This is a genomic window from Bacillus cereus group sp. BfR-BA-01330 (genome assembly GCF_022663885.1).
Lineage (GTDB): Bacteria > Bacillota > Bacilli > Bacillales > Bacillaceae_G > Bacillus_A > Bacillus_A cereus.
In genome coordinates, this window is the sequence record NZ_JAKUGK010000004.1 from 238,247 (window position 1) to 254,396 (window position 16,150).

The following is a 16,150-nucleotide window of genomic DNA, read 5'->3' on the forward strand; positions in this document are numbered from 1 at the left end:
TTTGCGTAAGATAATTTTTTATCCTATATAAAACGTAGCTTTTTTGTATCTAAGTTATTTTTAATAAGTTTTTAAAGATAAGTCGAATATTATTGATCAGTCAACTCTTAAAAGTATTTGATACTCTGGGATTTAAAAGTGCATCTGATAAATATATATGAATGTTTTTTTATGACATTACTGTAAGTTAGAAAACATAATAAAATAGTTATTTGAAACTGTTCATGAAAAAGAGCACCATCGAAAGTGCTCTTAGAAAATACATTTTATATTCTGCTTTGAGCTACGATTTTAATATTCTCTGGTGGAATGATATCTTGAATTTTTTCTTTTAAATCTGCTTGGACCATTTCTTCAAGATGTTCAAGTGAAACTTCAAAGTTTATACATTCCGCAGTTGCGATGCTTAATAAAGAATAATTTTCATTCTTTTTAACAACAAGATATTGCGATTGATCTGTTATTACTATACATCCTTGTTAAATGCCTAATTTACGATTGTCTTCAAAAGTCATATATGTATTAACCTACAAATTTTTTATTTTATTAATTTGTAGGTTGATACAGTTCCCCAAACGAAAAGAACCAAGTAAAAAAGTTTTTGTAGTAGACCGGCAGGTAAGGGGAAAATAAAAACAAGTGAGATAAGGATTAATATTACTATTAAGCTTAGTAAACAGAAATACGTCCATTTTCTAGTTTTTTTAAGATTCTTAGCAAAAATAAATAGTCCTGGAAATACAGTAAGCATACCTATCCAAACAAGGATAGAATGTCCAATTAGGTTTACATTTGCAGGAATTAATCCTGAAACTATAGTGGAGACTCCTATTAATAAGTATAAAAAATGTTGCTATTTTATTAATTCTAGTTTTTTCTAGATGTTGTGAAATATATAGTACTCCAATGCAAAATGTTATTCCATTAATAATAAAGAGTAAATTCATCCAAAAATGATTAGGGGAGCATATTTCATAAGGGGCTATTTCGTAGGTGAATTCTCCACAGGTTGTTACACCAAGATCACTCATTGCATGATGCAAATAGTTATAAGATGCTGTAGAAGTGAAAATAAAGAAAGGTTCAATTAAAAAGTATAGGCAAGTTGCAATCCAACTAAATAAGCCAATCCTATTTGATATATACATTAGATGCCTCCTTTGAAAAAGGTATATTTCCGTTGTAGGTGGTTGCATTATCAAAAGTGAAAAATTTCAAGTTGAGAGTCGATAACCATTTTTAATAATATAGGGTTTTCTAGACAAATGTGTTTAGCGGAAAGACGTGTGAAAAATGGATGGGGTATAACTTAACAAAATCGTTATTTAGTAGCAAATGAAAAGAGCACACTAATAAATATGATCTTTGAAAGGTTGACCTCTATTCCTGGAGGGTTTCCATACAATAATATACGCTTGTCCGGTTTAAATGTGAAAACAAATTTAAGTAAAAGAGCACATATATAAATGTGCCCTTTAAATAGGTGTCAGCCCACAAGGCCTAATTTGTAAGCTGAATACATGTGCACTCAAATAGTATATGTATTTTTTCATAAAGATGCTTAAAGAAGAAGTAATATTCTTTAAATATTGATGAGAAGGATATTTAAATTAAAAAATGTAATAAAAATTTCATTTTTTAGAAATAAGGAAATTAAAAAAGAGCAGCTAGTAAAAACTAGCTGCTCAGCCTTCGGGTATGAAGGGAAATCAGAAACTGTATATACATTATTAACGGAATATTGGGTTTTATTCAGGAGTTAGAGGAGAATGAATAAGTTTAGACCGTTCCAACTTGGTTTTGGTCTGCAACATCAGAATCAAATGTGTTTGTTGCACTAACACCGTTAAATGTATTGAGAACAAAAGCAACGTTAGATGAACCTGAACCATTATAAGCTTTTGTATTTTCTTTTGGGGAAACGTTATAAAAATCACCTAAGTTGAAAGAACCGTTACTATTTTGCACAACCATATTTCCGACAATAGATGGCATAGCTTTCACCTTCTTTCCTAGGAAGCATTTAAATTAGTATATGGTGTATGCGTCTAGTAGTTCATCTGAAACTGAGAATTTTGAAATGAAGTTTGATTGAAAACCTAATAAAATAATCCTTTTGAAATTATATAGGTACAATTCACATCTGAGCGGCTTTTTGAATGTAAGAAGGTATTAAATTGATGGAAATTCCTAAAAATGGAAAAACGTTTCGTAAGAAGGAGTGAGAGGATTGGATAATTTAAAGAAAAAGAAACTAAAAAAAGCAATTGCTCGTCGGACAAAGGTTATACAAAAATATGAGAAAGACAGAATAGATAAAGCTTGGAGGAATCTTTTTAAACAGACAAGTATAATGAAATATATATACTCCAGCTAGAAAACTAGAGGACACCAATTCATTAAAGCAGCAATTCAAGTTGTTTTAATGAATTGGTGTCCTTTTTATTTTGGAAGGGGGGAGATAGGAAAATATGAGGGCACTACAAGACTAATCACGTGAGTGGCAAAAGCAATTGAATCAAACAAGAAAGAAAAAAAGATATAGAGTTCAAGTAGTTGTGAGATAAAGTGAAAATAGAAATTGATAAGTAAAAAGATAAATAATTAAACATACGGATGTATTGAATGAAAATGAAATAAAAATTAAACAGGTATATTTTTAATTTTTAAGTTAAGTATAGAGAAGAAATGAATTATCTAGATATTAAGAAAGGATGGATTTTTATAATGAGCTCAAATGAATCAAATTTCAGTTTTACCAGTAACAAAGATATTGTAAAGTACCTTAATGTAAGAAAAGACCCTGTTGATTTAAGAGACAAAATGTTTCGGAGTTACTTGTTTAGTAATGAGGCGGATTTGCCAACGCAAGTCGATCTTCGTCCTAAAATGTCAGGTATAGTAAACCAATGGAATATAGGTTCTTGTACGGCAAATGCAATTGTTTCAGGGTTACGAGAATATCTATTATTACAATCAGGTCGTCCATTTACTTGCTTATCTCGTTTGTTTTTATATTATCATGAACGAGAAATAGAAGGACATATTCAGGAAGATAGTGGAGCGAATGTTCGTGATGGTATGGGGGTTCTTAAAAATATTGGGGTATGCCCTGAAGAGGATTTTCCTTATACTGAGAATTTTAGAGATAAGCCATCACCAAAGGCCGAATCAGATGCTGCACTTTATAAAATTGGAACCTACCATCGTATTCAAGATTTATCGGGATTAAAGGCTGCACTTGCTCATGGATTAGTTGCTGTACTTGGATTTGCTGTACCAAAATCTTTTATGTCAGAAGAAGTGAAAAAGACTGGTATAGTTCCAGTATCAGGAACAGATGATGTAATTGTTGAAGATGGTCAGCCAGCAGGACATGCTGTTTGTGCTGTTGGATATGATGATGATAAGCAAACGGTTATTATTCGCAACAGCTGGGGAGAAGACTGGGGAGATAAAGGATATTGTTATTTCCCGTATGAATTATTTAAAAATGGAATTGTGCAAGATATGTGGACAGGTCGTTAATTAGAAAAGCGATGGAAGTATGGAAACTACAAAACATGTTATACGTGTTACGGGTAGCATAAAAGAGCGTGAAAAAGATGTAGAAATAAAAGATGTAATGCATTATCATCTATTAATTAATGATATATCAGTTTTACATACAAGTGGTGTAGAGGTATCGTATAAAGGTTATGTACAAGCTATGAAGCAGCATGTGATTTCTTTTGGTAACTATGCATTCCGTCGTTTCTGAAAATGATGCACGCGTAGAAGCCCGTGATTTCTGGAACTGTGGTGACAAGAGTGCAACAGTTTGGGTGGCTGATGTAGAAGTGAAAACAATGGATGATATGCGAGCAGGTACACAGGCTTTTATAGATGAATTATGTCAATTAGGTGCTAAGAAAGTCGGTTTATATGGTGATCATCATATGTATGCACCTTTTGGGTGTGAAATATTTAAACAAAAAAGTGTTAGCAAGTTTGCAAACGAACTTGCTAACACTTATACAAAATAGACATAAATTATCACTGATATGTCTTCCTCAATAATAGCCATAATCAACTAGAACACACTAGTACGAAACGCTCATAAAACTATTTTTAATATACATGAAAATAGTATAAACTCTATATTTCTTTTAATAATTTAGGGTTATATCTTTACTGCGTTAGCTGCTTTTAACCACGCTTCGTAGAATTCTGTAACTGATGCATACCGTTCTGCGCGATCTTTATTTACAGCACCATACGCTACCTCATATAATTCCTTACTTGCTTCCCATTTTAGAAAAGAACGATCTTTTTCGCCGCCTAAAAGTGAGAAAGCCATTGCTCCCATATTAAATACATTTGTTCTTTCATCAATTATTGCGTTTAGTTCAAATTCCTCTGGTGACATAAAACGGGAGGAACCCCATAGCCGGCCCATTCTATTTATGTAAGGTTTTTTACTGTATAAATCTATATCACAAATTTTTGTTTCGTTTGTATTAAAATTATATAAAATACTACCGTCATAAAAATCTATTGCTACATAGTTTTTCTTTTCTACATAACTATGGAAAGAAAAAATGGAATGTAAGGAATGAATTCGTTCTATAGCAGATAAATGCCTAAATTTATAAAATGGTGAGTTTGGATTTTTATATTTTTCAGGAGGTGGGAAACTCCAATGCGAATGAAGACATTCACCATCAAACCAATCGAAAATTAATACATATCCAGATTGGACTGGAAAATGATTAATTAGTCTTATGAGCGATTCATGCTTTAAATCTTCATAGATAGTAACTGAATTTTTTAGCCTTTTAATAGCATCACCCGTTGTTCCTTCATATGCAATTGTTTGTGCTCCTGCGTATTTGATAAATTTCTTATGCCCATCTTTTTCTACACCAAAACTTATATTCCCTGAATCTTGCTGGTCAAAAACTGCAAATACGGTCCCTAATTTAATAAGCCAATCAAAATTATGATATTCTTTTAATTGGAATGTTACGTTATTTAACTGAATTTCGACTGAATTATCTTTCATAGATTACCTCACATTTAATATAATTAAGTTGTACATTCCACTATTCGACATATTTTATGGAAATCCTATGCTAATAATATAAAATTTTATAAATATAATGATAAATACTTATAAAGAGGTGAATACAATGGATCAACAAATTGTTATTAAAGCATATCAAAAAGACTGGGGTGAAGAGTATATAAAAGAAAAAGAGAAATTTTGTTCCTTGTTAGGACAAGAAATAATTGCTGTTGAACATATAGGGAGCACAGCAGTAGAAGGATTAGGAGCTAAACCTCTTATTGATATGATGATTGGCGTAACAGACTTGCAAATTACTGAAAACTGGATTGAAATTCTATCGGAAATTGGATATGAGTTTGTTCCAAAAGAAGCTACGAATTGGCGTTTTTTTAGAAAGGGAAAATGGAGAGCGGGTACTCATCATTTGCATGTTTATATTTATAATAGTGACGAATGGAGAAACAATATTTTATTTCGTGACTTTCTAATAAGCCATGAATGGGCACGTAAAGAATATAGAGAATTAAAAGAAATGCTTGCTATTACATATGCTTTTGATCGTGTCTCATATACAAAGGCGAAAGCGCCGTTTATTCAAAATATAATAAAGTTAGCTAAAAAAAATCAATAATAATTGTCAGTGATATTGAAATTCTCATTTTATTTTAATCTTTCTCTCATGTTCTTTTCTTTTTTATTTGATAGACTGCTTGTTACAAAGCTTTTGTGAGTAAGGAGATTAAATAAAATGGAGAAGATATTAAGAAATAAATATTTTCGTGTGTGTGTTAAAATTATGGGCATTACTATTATTATTTGTAGTGTAGTAATGCTATTTATTAATGTTATGTACGGCAATGCACTAAATGTAAAATGGTTAAATAAAAAATTAGGCTCTTTTGGTGAATATGGGGCTATTATCGCTGCCTCACTATGGTTTTTACGCCATATATGGGTGTTTTTAAAGAAGAAAAATATACAAGGATTTAAAAAAGTTAAAGAAGTGTATCTATTTGCAAAAAAGTTTCATGTATTAATTGGATACGCTATAATAGCTGTTACGATTACTCATGGTGTTTACTTTTTTATAAAAGGGAGTCCTCATATTTTACTCATATACAGTGGTATATTTTCTCTATTAGCCTTAATCGCACTAGGGGTTGTTGGGTTTTATTTACAGGAAATAAATAAGAGAGAACCATTTATGATGTATAGAAAATTGCATCAAATCATTGCGATTATATTTGGATTAGGATTATTTATTCATTTAATCGTCTAGGAGGAACTACCGTTGCAACACATTTTAATTATTGAGGATGAGGAAAGTTTAGCAGATTTTCTAGAATTAGAACTAAAATATGAAGGGTATAAAGTAGATATACAACTAGATGGAAGAAAAGGATTAAGCGCAGCACTTGAAAAGAATTACGATCTCATTTTGCTTGATTTAATGCTGCCTGGATTAAATGGACTAGAGGTATGTCGTCGACTAAGAGCGACTAAAAATACACCTATTATTATGCTGACTGCTCGTGATAGTATTATGGACCGTGTGACAGGTTTAGATAGTGGAGCGGATGATTATCTTCCGAAACCATTTGCAATTGAAGAACTGTTAGCACGTATGAGAGTGATATTTAGAAGAGAAGAACATATTGAAAACAAGCAGGTTTCATTTCTTACATTCAAAGATTTGCAGCTTCAGATTGAATCTCGAACTATAACTAAAGGAAATGAAGAAATTGAACTTACAAATAAAGAATTCGAGTTATTGCTTATGTTTATGAAAAATATTAATCGCGTACTTACTCGTGATGTTTTACTGGACCAAGTATGGGGATATGATGCAATTGTTGAGACAAATATCGTTGATGTATATGTTCGTTATTTGCGAAACAAGTTACATAGTGTAGATAAGGAGGAGTATATCCAAACAGTCCGTGGTGCGGGATATATAATGAAATGATAAAAAATATTATGTTTCGAATTCGAAATCTACCTATAAAGTGGAAACTAACACTTTGGTCCACTACACTAGTATTTATTTTGTTCATCTTATATAGTGCTTTGCAGTTTATTGTAATCAATAAGTGGACTATAGATTATGAACAGAAACAAATAAATAGGCAAGTGACGGAAATAGCGGCATATTTCCAAGATAAAAATGATACCCTTTCGAGTAAAACATTTGAAAACAGTAAAGATTTTCTAAACAATATGATTGATAAGCATCAAATGATTCGTATTATTGACATGGATGGGGGGCCGATTATTACTGTTTCACGAGATTTTAATGAAACGTGGATAAAGCCGAAACAGGTTATAAAAGATGAGTCATTTATAAAAAGGCATTTAGAAGATCGAATATTAGTTAAGCGCATACCAATTAAAACGAAAGAGTTTACTGGCACTATTGAACTTACGAAAAACCTAGAGACATTTGATTATTTATTAAAAGTTATTTTAGTGGTAATGCTTATTGCTGGAATATTTGGATTGATATTTAGTTTTTTAGGTGGGATTCTTATAACGAAGAAACTATTATCAAGTGTTCAAAATATAACAGATACGATGAAACGTATTAAAAAGAATGGACTAAATGAACGGGTTCCAGTACGAGAAAATAATGATGAGCTTGCAAAATTATCATTTCTCTTTAACGAGATGATGGATGAAGTAGAAACTTCTTTTGCACAACAGAAACAGTTTGTCGAAGACGCATCTCATGAACTAAGAACACCGTTAACAATTATTCATGGTCACTTAGCGATGTTAAACCGATGGGGGAAAAATGATCCAGCAGTATTAGATAAATCTCTTCAATCTAGTTTAAAGGAAGTAGATCGTTTAAATAAATTAGTTTCAGAATTGCTTGAACTATCAAGAGCTGAATCTGAACAAATGTATCCAATAGCAGCTGAGCCAGTCCATGTAAATAGCGTATTAAAACATGTTACACAAAACTTTATAGTAATTCAAAGTGATTTTCAATTTGATATGAGATTCGGGGATGACGAGGCTTATGTTTCAATGCCATCATCTTACTTAGAACAAATTATTATTATCATAATGGATAATGCAGTTAAGTATACAAAAGAGGTTAATAAATATATTTGCATAGAATCCAGTTTACAATCAGGGAAAGTTACAATTCGTGTAATAGATCATGGAACGGGAATACCTGAAACCGATTTACCATTTGTTCTTAATCGGTTTTACCGAGTTGACAAAGCGAGAAGTCGAAAACAAGGTGGAAACGGACTAGGTTTGTCTATTGCAAAACGACTTGTAGAAAAATATAAAGGAGCTATTAAAATAGAGAGTAAAGAAAATGAAGAAACAATCGTTACGATTACATTACCATGTATAATAAAATAAGCCTTCAAAGAAGGGGTGCGTTTTGCATTCCTTCTTTTTTTACGATCAAATCATTTTGTTTATTTCGAAATTTCTAGTACATTAAAATTATTAAGGGGGAATAATAATGAAAGCTATCGTACATCAATATAAAACTGGGTTTGACGGTGTAGAATATAAAATATCACCTGAGAGAGCACTTAATGATGGGGAAGTTAAAGTGAAATTAAAATCAGCAGGCTTAAATCATCGGGATTTATTTATTATGAATAATAGAAAAGAAATGCAATTACCTTTAATCTTAGGATCAGATGGTGCAGGTATTGTTACGGAAATTGGAAACGGTGTTTCTGATAACATATTACATACAGAAGTTATTATTAATCCTAGTATTGGATGGGAACATGCTACTGAAGTACCGGAGTTACCGGAAGTGCTAGGTGGGCCGAAAGATGGAACGTTTGCTGAATATGTAATTGTACCAGTTGAAAATGTTGTAGAAAAGCCGTCATATCTTACTTGGGAAGAATCAGGTGTTTTATCTTTATCCGCATTAACTGCATATAGAGCGCTTTTTACTAAAGGTAGATTGAAGCGCGGCGAACACGTTTTAATTCCGGGAATAGGCAGTGGTGTTGCTACATTTGCCATGTTATTCGCGAAAGCAATTGGCGCAAAAGTGAGTGTTACTTCAAGGGTAGAGAATAAAATGGAACTTGCTGTAAAATATGGTGCAGATATTTCTTTTCATAGTGCCGGAAATTGGGAAGAGAGCTTACAAGGTGAAAAAGTAGATTTAATAATAGATAGTATAGGTCCAGCAACTTTTTTGAAATATTTTGATGTATTAAAACCAAACGGAAGAATCGTGAATTTTGGTGCAAGCTCAGGAGATAAAATTGAATTACCATTACGCGCGCTATTTTACAATCAAATTGATATTATGGGAACATCCATGGGTAGCCGTGAGGAATTTAATGAGATGATAAAATTTATAGAAAAACATCAAATTAAACCAATTATTGATAAAGTTTACTCGTTAGAAGAAGCAATTCGAGCCCTAAGCCGTATGGAACATGGAGAACAATTCGGAAATATTGTACTTCAAATGAATTAAAAAATATGATTTTGCAATTAGTATATTTAAATGAACATGTTATGTATTCCAAACATGAAAAAAATACGAACCGCCTTATTATAAAGGTTTACCGGCTTTATACATAAATAGCGTATAAAATTTGTTTTATAATTGTCAAATGAGTAATAGTAAAATGAGAATTAGATGAAAAAAGTTTAAGCCCATTTTCATAATGGTATTGTATACTGTGTAAATCAAGAACACTTGTAAGTAGGGAGAGAGTATTATGAATTACACAGTATTTCAGTGGTTTAATAATTTTGCTGATTCATCCAAACTATTAGATACAATAATGGTTGCAATTACAAATAGCGCTGCATACGTAGCCATTTTATTTATGCTTATCTTATGGTTTAATAATGGAAAGAAAGAGAATGCAATTAGAAAACAATATACAGTTTTATATACGACGCTTTCGGTTATTATTGCATTAGTAGTAAATGTTCTTATACACGCCGTATATTACCATCCGCGTCCGTTCGTATCACATGATGTACACCAATTAGTACCACATGCAGCAGATTCATCATTCGTTAGTGATCATTCTGTACTTGTATTTTCAATTGCCTTCGTATTTATTCTTAGAGGAGAAAAACTGAAATATATCGCGCTCTTATGGGCAGTGTTAGTCGGTATATCACGTATGTATGTAGGTGTTCATTATCCTTTAGATATACTTGGTGCAGCTTTCATAACACTTGTTACGAGCGGTTTAGTAATGCAAAGTACACGTATGTTTGAACCAATAGCGAAATTCGTATTCAAAATGTATGCATTAGTAGCGAGACGAATTCCTTTCTTAGCAAAATATAACCATATCGCATAATTTTCTTATAAAAAGTTCCCCTTTGGAAATCCAGAGGGGAACTTTTTATAGTAAATAAGAAAAGAGTTTAGAGTGCTATGCAATCAAGTTTTGGTGAAGTTAATATTCGGAAATTTCACGCACCGTATTTTAATGAAATAAAACAAAAACAAAAAATAACAATAGTTAGTTTCGTATTGTTTTAAAGGAATTAAAAAGAAAACTTCGAAACATATAGTATCGTAAACAAAAACTACAACTTATAAAACGCATCTTCGTACGAATCCATTCCAAAAGAGAGGAGATAAGTATGCAAAAACTTCAAACGAATAAAGGCGCTCGATATATGATGATTGCTTTTATTGTTTTGTTTCTTATTATGATTTTGCGTATAGTCTATATTCAGGCAGTAGGAGTCGTGCATAATGTAAATGTAAAGGACCTCGCGGATGAACAACATAATAAAAAAGGTGTTTTAGAAGCGAATCGTGGCACTATCTATGACCAAACGGGAAAGGTGTTAGTACAAGATTCTACAACATATCGAGTTGTTGTGAATTTAAAAGGAAAAGATAAAGTGAAAAATAAAGATGAAACCGCACAACAATTAGCCGATGTGCTTGAAATTGATAAAGAAGAAGTATTAAAAAACTTTCATGAAGGGCGTACGCAAGTTGAAATTGGGAAAATTGGTCGGAACTTATCTAGGGAAAAGAAGGAAAAAATTAATGATTTAAAAATACCAGGTGTATCTTTTATGTCGGAAAAAGCAAGAGTGTATCCAAATGAAGACTTTGCATCCTATATACTTGGTTTTGCTAGACCAGATGATAAAGGGAATACGGAAGGGAAGTTTGGGCTTGAAAAGAGTTTGGATAAATATTTGCGCTCTACAAACGGGAATATAGAATATGTGGGTACACGAAGGGGAATTCCGCTTACAAATGATATAGGTAAAGTAGAACCAGCTAAAAATGGGAATAACGTATATTTAACGCTTGATAAACAAATTAATAGTTTTTTAGAAGAAGCGATGAACAAAGCGCAAGAACATTATGATCCTTCTATGTTAATTGGCATTATTGCTGATCCACAAACAGGAAAGGTTTTAGCAATGTCTAGTAAACCTAGTTACAATCCTAATGTAGGTGATATCGAATACTTTTTAAATGACCCGATTGCAAATGCATATGAACCAGGTTCAACAATGAAAGTTTTTACGTTAGCAGCTGCCATTAATGAAGGTGTATATAACGGAAAAGAATATTTTCAATCTGGAAAATATTCCGTTGGTTCCTCTGATATAAAAGACCATAATGGTGGATTTGGATGGGGATCAATTACATTTGATGAAGGTTTTGAAAGGTCATCAAACGTAGCTTTTTCTATTTTAGAAGATCAGTTACTGAAACCATATAAATTTAAGCAATATATGAATAAATTTGGATTCAATCAAAAAACAGGGATAGATTTACCTGGAGAAAGTAAAAATACTTTATTATTAAATACACAAATTCAACAGGTTACAACTTCTTTTGGTCAAGGTTCTACAGTAACTCCAATTCAATTAATCCAAGCGGCTACTGCTATAGCAAATGACGGGAAAATGATGCAACCATATATCGTTGATAAAGTTGTAAATCCAACAAACAAGGAAGTTATTATGGAAAATCAACCGAAAGAAATTGGGAATCCGATAAAAAAAGAAACAGCGGACAAAGTTAGAAGCTTAATGGAGCGTGTTATAACATCTTCAAAAGGAACTGGTACAATGTATAAAGTGGATGGTTATCCAATTGGAGGTAAGACAGGAACAGCACAAATACCGAATCCTGAAAACGGCCGATATATGGAAGGGAAAGAGAATTACATTTTCTCCTTTTTAGGAATGGCTCCAATTGATGATCCGGAGTTAATCGTATACTTAGCTATTAAGCAGCCAAAGTTAAAAGGAGATGAGTATGGAGCTCAGCCTCTTGCTGAAATATTTAAACCTGTTATAAAAAACAGCCTTGAATATTTAAAGGTGAAACCGTATACAGAAAAACAAATAGCTGATGCAGCGAAACAATCTCAATTAAAAGTACAAAATTATGTAAATCAATCGATGGATACAATAGAGAAAAGTGTAGAAAAAGAGAAGCTACAGCCGGTAATTTTAGGAGAAGGAAAAATAATAAAACAATATCCACAGTCTGGCGAGGTAATGAGTGAAGGTGATCGTATATTTTTATTAGGGAATAACGCACAAATGCCAAATGTAAAAGGGTGGTCCATGCGTGATGTTATGTATTTCTCTAAACTTTTGAAATTAGATTTGAAAACTTCTGGTACGGGTTATGTAACGAGTCAAAGTATTGAAAAAGGACAAGATTTACAAGAAGGAGATATACTAGAACTAGAATTAGAACCGCCGTTACAACCGTTAACAGAGGCGAATACGAATTAATTCAAACTTGTTGAAGAACCTACATCCAATAGGTTCTTTTTTAAAAATTTATGAGTAATTTCACGCACCGTATTTTTCAGAAAAAATAATAAATAAAATACTTAACAGTTACTAAAACAAAAAAACTTACATATATTGAAATTAGAACGATTGTTCAATTTTTGTATTAAACGATGGAAGGAGTCTACATTGAATAAAAGACGATATGATAGTGATTTAGCCAAAGAAATAATAGCAGAAAAAGCGATAGAGTTATTTTCCTTAAAAGGGTATACAAGAACCTCCATTGATAACATTGCTAAAGCCTCTGGTTATAGTAAAGGACATATATATTATCATTATAAAAATAAAGAAGAATTATTTGTTTATTTAGCTAAAGACAGTATGAAAAACTGGCATGATAAATGGGAAATAGCAGAAAAACAGTATACAAACGCAACTGAAAAATTATATGGAATGGCTAAATTTGTACTTTATAATTACAAAACGCCGTTATTAAGAGCGGGGCAAGAACTTGCCTCTGATCCGAGCACGAATCCTTCTACAGTTCAACAACTTTATGGTTTAGCTGTTGTCCCTTTAAAGGCATATCAACAAATTTTAGATGAAGGTATAAAAAGTGGTGAGTTTTATATGAAAAATGTTGAGGGTTCATGCCTTTTATTAGGTTCATGGCTAGGTGGATTATGTCAATTCATTCATTCAATTGAAATGGAGAAATTAGAAGTTTTATTTGAAGAAGCTATTAAAATTTTTTTACTCTCTATTTCAAACAAATTTATGTAGCGTGACACGCGAATTAGAACGATTGTTCAAATCCTTACACTCGTCCGTTTTCATTATATGTATAAACAACAGGAGGTTATTTATATGGATGAGCAAAAAATCGCAATTATAACTGGCGGCGCTTCTGGTATTGGTAAAGCTTTAGCCATTCAATTAGCAAATAAAGATATATTTGTAATTATCGCTGATATTAATGAAACTTGTGGCCAAGACCTTGTGAATAATATAAAAAATAATAATCAACTAGCTAGGTTCGAATATTTAGATGTTACTAACGCTGGATCCGTAGAAGAACTTATTATAAAAATAGTTAATGAGTTTGGTAGAATTGATTATATGTTTAATAATGCAGGAATTGCTATGTATGGAGAAGTATTCGATATGTCTTTGGATGATTGGAAACATATTATTGAAATAAATTTATTAGGAGTAATTTACGGAACACAATTGGCTTACCAATTCATGAAAAAACAAGGATTTGGTCATATCATTAATACTGCTTCTGCAACTGGTTTAGGACCAGCTCCCCTTTGTACCGCGTATGCAACAACCAAACATGCTATCGTAGGTTTAACAACTTCATTACATTATGAGGCGGAAGAATACGGTGTAAATGTAAGTGTGCTTTGTCCAACTTTTGTAGATACACCCATATTTGAAAAATCAATTGCAATTAATATGAATAAGAATCAAATTATAAAACAACTAAAAACAAATAAGCCAATTTCAGCTGACAAATTCGCTGAAATTGCACTGAAAGCTATTCATAAAAATAAATTAGTAATTTGTCCAATGCCATTAAAAAAAACGATGGACGTATTCTTCACTTTATTTCCTTATCTTCATAAAAAGCTAATGCGTTTCGTATGTCAAATTGGTCGTAAAGCAAAAATGACGAAAATATAAATATCTGATTATTTTTTATTTACAGTTAAATGTATATGTGATAATATGGAAAAAATCAAATGCAGTGAAGAGAAGAGTAAATAAAATGAATTTTTCACAGAGAGCTCCATTTAGCTGAAAAGGAGTAAAAATTCTTTATTGAACCAAGCCTCTGAGCAGCTCATCGGAACCTATTATTAGGGGATGGTGTGACGGGAGCTCCCGTTATAGAGCTATGGTATAAGCATGAATTAGAATGCAGTACCTGATAAGGTTAGTATGGTGACATATTAACAAACTAGGGTGGCACCGCGATGATAAATCTCGTCCCTAAGATTAAAAGTCTTGGGGGTGGGATTTTTTTATTGTTGTAAAACAATTTTGAAAGCGGGGGCCAAAAATGAAAAATTTACTTAAAGATTGGAAATATCCTTTATTACTATTGTCCGGAGTTGGTATTGCGAATTTAGGGGCATGGATTTACTTAATAGCACTGAATGTACTTGTCTATAATATGGGTGGCTCAGCCTTAGCTGTTGCTACTTTATATGTAATAAAACCATTAGCCACTTTATTTACAAACGCTTGGTCTGGGAGTATGATTGATCGTTTAAATAAACGGAAATTAATGATTCACCTCGATATATATCGTGCGTTATTTATCGCTATTTTACCTTTACTTCCGTCACTTTGGATTGTTTATGTATTCGTATTCTTTATAAGTATGGCCAGTGCAATTTATGAGCCAACTGCTATGACATATATGACGAAATTAATTCCAGTAGAGCAAAGACAACGTTTCAACTCATTACGCAGTTTAATAGGATCTGGTGCATTTTTAATTGGTCCAGCGATAGCGGGGGTTTTATTAATTGCGAGTACACCAGAGTTTGCTATATATATGAATGCTATAGCATTTTTCTTATCAGGATTCATTACATTACTTTTACCGAATCTTGATAAGAAAGAAGATTCGGATACAACTAGTAATACATTATCACTTACAGTATTAAAAAAAGATTGGAACACTGTTATAAATTTTAGTAGAAAACATGTGTATGTCGTATGTGTGTATTTCTTATTTCAAAGTATGTTCGTATTAGCAACTGCTACTGATTCACTTGAACTATCGTTTGCGAAAGAGGTATTACTACTAACAGATAGTGAATACGGTTTTCTAGTTAGTATAGCTGGTGCAGGATTTATTTTAGGTGCCGTAACAAATACAATTTTGTCAAAAAAATTAGCACCTTCATTTCTAATTGGAATAGGATCATTATTCATCGCAATTGGTTATTTAATTTATGCTTTTTCAAATGTATTTTTAATAGCTGCTATTGGATTCTTTATTTTATCTTTCTCTATGGCATATGCAAATACAGGATTTTATACATTTTACCAAAATAATGTTCCCGTTCATATAATGGGACGGATCGGGAGCATATATGGACTTGTTATTGCGTTAGTAACAATCTTTATTACAATACTATCTGGTGTTGCGACTCAGTTCATTTCTATACAACTTGTAGTTATTGTAGGGTCAGTAATAATGTTATTTATTACTATCGTCTTGTGTGTGTTTACTTTATTCCCATCACAATCTAAGTTGTATTCTACTGAGTCAATAAAGTGAAATTTTAATCAGGGGAGCATCCCCCACTGATTATCAGCCCTCACCAA

15 protein-coding genes, 2 pseudogenes and 1 other annotated feature are annotated in these 16,150 nt (G+C 32.1%); of the genes and pseudogenes, 13 read left to right on the forward strand and 4 right to left on the reverse strand.

Annotated elements, in window-relative coordinates:
- Nucleotides 1–266: 266 nt before the first annotated feature.
- From MR112_RS13155 to MR112_RS13165, 3 genes and pseudogenes are all read right to left on the reverse strand, one after another.
- Nucleotides 267–470, reverse strand: a complete 204-nt coding sequence (locus MR112_RS13155) for a hypothetical protein (protein ID WP_226368797.1) — start codon at nucleotides 468–470, stop codon at nucleotides 267–269.
- 68 nt (nucleotides 471–538) lie between these two features.
- Nucleotides 539–1,148 (reverse strand): annotated as a pseudogene (locus MR112_RS13160) (DUF998 domain-containing protein).
- A 631-nt stretch (nucleotides 1,149–1,779) separates the two neighbouring features.
- Nucleotides 1,780–1,995: a spore germination protein gene (locus MR112_RS13165; protein WP_001139345.1), complete on the reverse strand. Its 216-nt coding sequence runs from the start codon at nucleotides 1,993–1,995 to the stop codon at nucleotides 1,780–1,782.
- 235 nt (nucleotides 1,996–2,230) lie between these two features.
- On the opposite strand from MR112_RS13165, the gene MR112_RS13170 reads away from it, so the two are divergent.
- From MR112_RS13170 to MR112_RS13180, 3 genes and pseudogenes are all read left to right on the forward strand, one after another.
- On the forward strand, nucleotides 2,231–2,377 hold the full coding sequence (locus MR112_RS13170) for a DUF3983 domain-containing protein (protein WP_141241049.1): 147 nt from the start codon (nucleotides 2,231–2,233) through the stop codon (nucleotides 2,375–2,377).
- Between the two features lie 350 nt (nucleotides 2,378–2,727).
- The gene (locus MR112_RS13175) at nucleotides 2,728–3,528 is read left to right on the forward strand and encodes a C1 family peptidase (protein WP_000097509.1); all 801 of its coding nucleotides are present in this window, start codon (nucleotides 2,728–2,730) and stop codon (nucleotides 3,526–3,528) included.
- 148 nt (nucleotides 3,529–3,676) lie between these two features.
- Nucleotides 3,677–3,956, forward strand: a pseudogene (locus tag MR112_RS13180) (glycoside hydrolase family 25 domain-containing protein); the annotation flags it as partial.
- A 206-nt stretch (nucleotides 3,957–4,162) separates the two neighbouring features.
- On the opposite strand, the gene MR112_RS13185 reads toward MR112_RS13180, so the two are convergent.
- Entirely contained in the window at nucleotides 4,163–5,044 is an 882-nt protein-coding gene (locus MR112_RS13185) for a protein kinase family protein (RefSeq protein ID WP_226368732.1), read from the reverse strand.
- A gap of 127 nt (nucleotides 5,045–5,171) precedes the next feature.
- Between MR112_RS13185 and MR112_RS13190 the strand changes: the two genes are divergently transcribed.
- The 10 genes from MR112_RS13190 (at nucleotide 5,172) to MR112_RS13235 (ending at nucleotide 16,103) form a co-directional block, all read left to right on the forward strand.
- Nucleotides 5,172–5,681: a GrpB family protein gene (locus MR112_RS13190; RefSeq protein WP_139849379.1), complete on the forward strand. Its 510-nt coding sequence runs from the start codon at nucleotides 5,172–5,174 to the stop codon at nucleotides 5,679–5,681.
- 117 nt (nucleotides 5,682–5,798) lie between these two features.
- On the forward strand, nucleotides 5,799–6,329 hold the full coding sequence (locus MR112_RS13195) for a hypothetical protein (RefSeq protein ID WP_242245027.1): 531 nt from the start codon (nucleotides 5,799–5,801) through the stop codon (nucleotides 6,327–6,329).
- A 12-nt stretch (nucleotides 6,330–6,341) separates the two neighbouring features.
- Nucleotides 6,342–7,016: a response regulator transcription factor gene (locus MR112_RS13200; RefSeq protein WP_001163828.1), complete on the forward strand. Its 675-nt coding sequence runs from the start codon at nucleotides 6,342–6,344 to the stop codon at nucleotides 7,014–7,016.
- Nucleotides 7,013–8,428, forward strand: a complete 1,416-nt coding sequence (locus tag MR112_RS13205) for a HAMP domain-containing sensor histidine kinase (protein WP_088363816.1) — start codon at nucleotides 7,013–7,015, stop codon at nucleotides 8,426–8,428. Before MR112_RS13200 ends, MR112_RS13205 begins: the two co-directional genes overlap by 4 nt.
- Before the next feature lie 106 nt (nucleotides 8,429–8,534).
- Complete coding sequence (locus MR112_RS13210; protein WP_088363817.1) at nucleotides 8,535–9,524, forward strand: zinc-binding dehydrogenase; 990 nt, start codon at nucleotides 8,535–8,537, stop codon at nucleotides 9,522–9,524.
- A gap of 247 nt (nucleotides 9,525–9,771) precedes the next feature.
- Entirely contained in the window at nucleotides 9,772–10,371 is a 600-nt protein-coding gene (locus MR112_RS13215; RefSeq protein ID WP_001110118.1) for an undecaprenyl-diphosphatase, read from the forward strand.
- Between the two features lie 289 nt (nucleotides 10,372–10,660).
- Entirely contained in the window at nucleotides 10,661–12,799 is a 2,139-nt protein-coding gene (locus MR112_RS13220) for a penicillin-binding protein (RefSeq protein WP_139849376.1), read from the forward strand.
- Between the two features lie 189 nt (nucleotides 12,800–12,988).
- Nucleotides 12,989–13,585: a TetR/AcrR family transcriptional regulator gene (locus MR112_RS13225; RefSeq protein ID WP_001042674.1), complete on the forward strand. Its 597-nt coding sequence runs from the start codon at nucleotides 12,989–12,991 to the stop codon at nucleotides 13,583–13,585.
- An 84-nt stretch (nucleotides 13,586–13,669) separates the two neighbouring features.
- Nucleotides 13,670–14,491 (forward strand): SDR family NAD(P)-dependent oxidoreductase, encoded by an 822-nt coding sequence (locus MR112_RS13230; protein ID WP_000344275.1) that lies wholly within the window; start codon nucleotides 13,670–13,672, stop codon nucleotides 14,489–14,491.
- 55 nt (nucleotides 14,492–14,546) lie between these two features.
- Nucleotides 14,547–14,805: a binding site (T-box leader), on the forward strand.
- A 65-nt stretch (nucleotides 14,806–14,870) separates the two neighbouring features.
- The gene (locus MR112_RS13235; RefSeq protein ID WP_226368734.1) at nucleotides 14,871–16,103 is read left to right on the forward strand and encodes an MFS transporter; all 1,233 of its coding nucleotides are present in this window, start codon (nucleotides 14,871–14,873) and stop codon (nucleotides 16,101–16,103) included.
- Nucleotides 16,104–16,150 lie beyond the last annotated feature (47 nt).

Bases quoted from the DNA above. Each gene is read 5' to 3' on its own strand.
- MR112_RS13210 (WP_088363817.1), top strand. From the start codon at position 8,535: ATGAAAGCTATCGTACATCAATATAAAACTGGGTTTGACGGTGTAGAA.
- MR112_RS13220 (WP_139849376.1), top strand. From the start codon at position 10,661: ATGCAAAAACTTCAAACGAATAAAGGCGCTCGATATATGATGATTGCT.
- MR112_RS13190 (WP_139849379.1), top strand. From the start codon at position 5,172: ATGGATCAACAAATTGTTATTAAAGCATATCAAAAAGACTGGGGTGAA.
- MR112_RS13185 (WP_226368732.1), bottom strand. From the start codon at position 5,044: ATGAAAGATAATTCAGTCGAAATTCAGTTAAATAACGTAACATTCCAA.
- MR112_RS13205 (WP_088363816.1), top strand. From the start codon at position 7,013: ATGATAAAAAATATTATGTTTCGAATTCGAAATCTACCTATAAAGTGG.
- MR112_RS13175 (WP_000097509.1), top strand. From the start codon at position 2,728: ATGAGCTCAAATGAATCAAATTTCAGTTTTACCAGTAACAAAGATATT.
- MR112_RS13215 (WP_001110118.1), top strand. From the start codon at position 9,772: ATGAATTACACAGTATTTCAGTGGTTTAATAATTTTGCTGATTCATCC.
- MR112_RS13230 (WP_000344275.1), top strand. From the start codon at position 13,670: ATGGATGAGCAAAAAATCGCAATTATAACTGGCGGCGCTTCTGGTATT.
- MR112_RS13235 (WP_226368734.1), top strand. From the start codon at position 14,871: ATGAAAAATTTACTTAAAGATTGGAAATATCCTTTATTACTATTGTCC.
- MR112_RS13195 (WP_242245027.1), top strand. From the start codon at position 5,799: ATGGAGAAGATATTAAGAAATAAATATTTTCGTGTGTGTGTTAAAATT.
- MR112_RS13165 (WP_001139345.1), bottom strand. From the start codon at position 1,995: ATGCCATCTATTGTCGGAAATATGGTTGTGCAAAATAGTAACGGTTCT.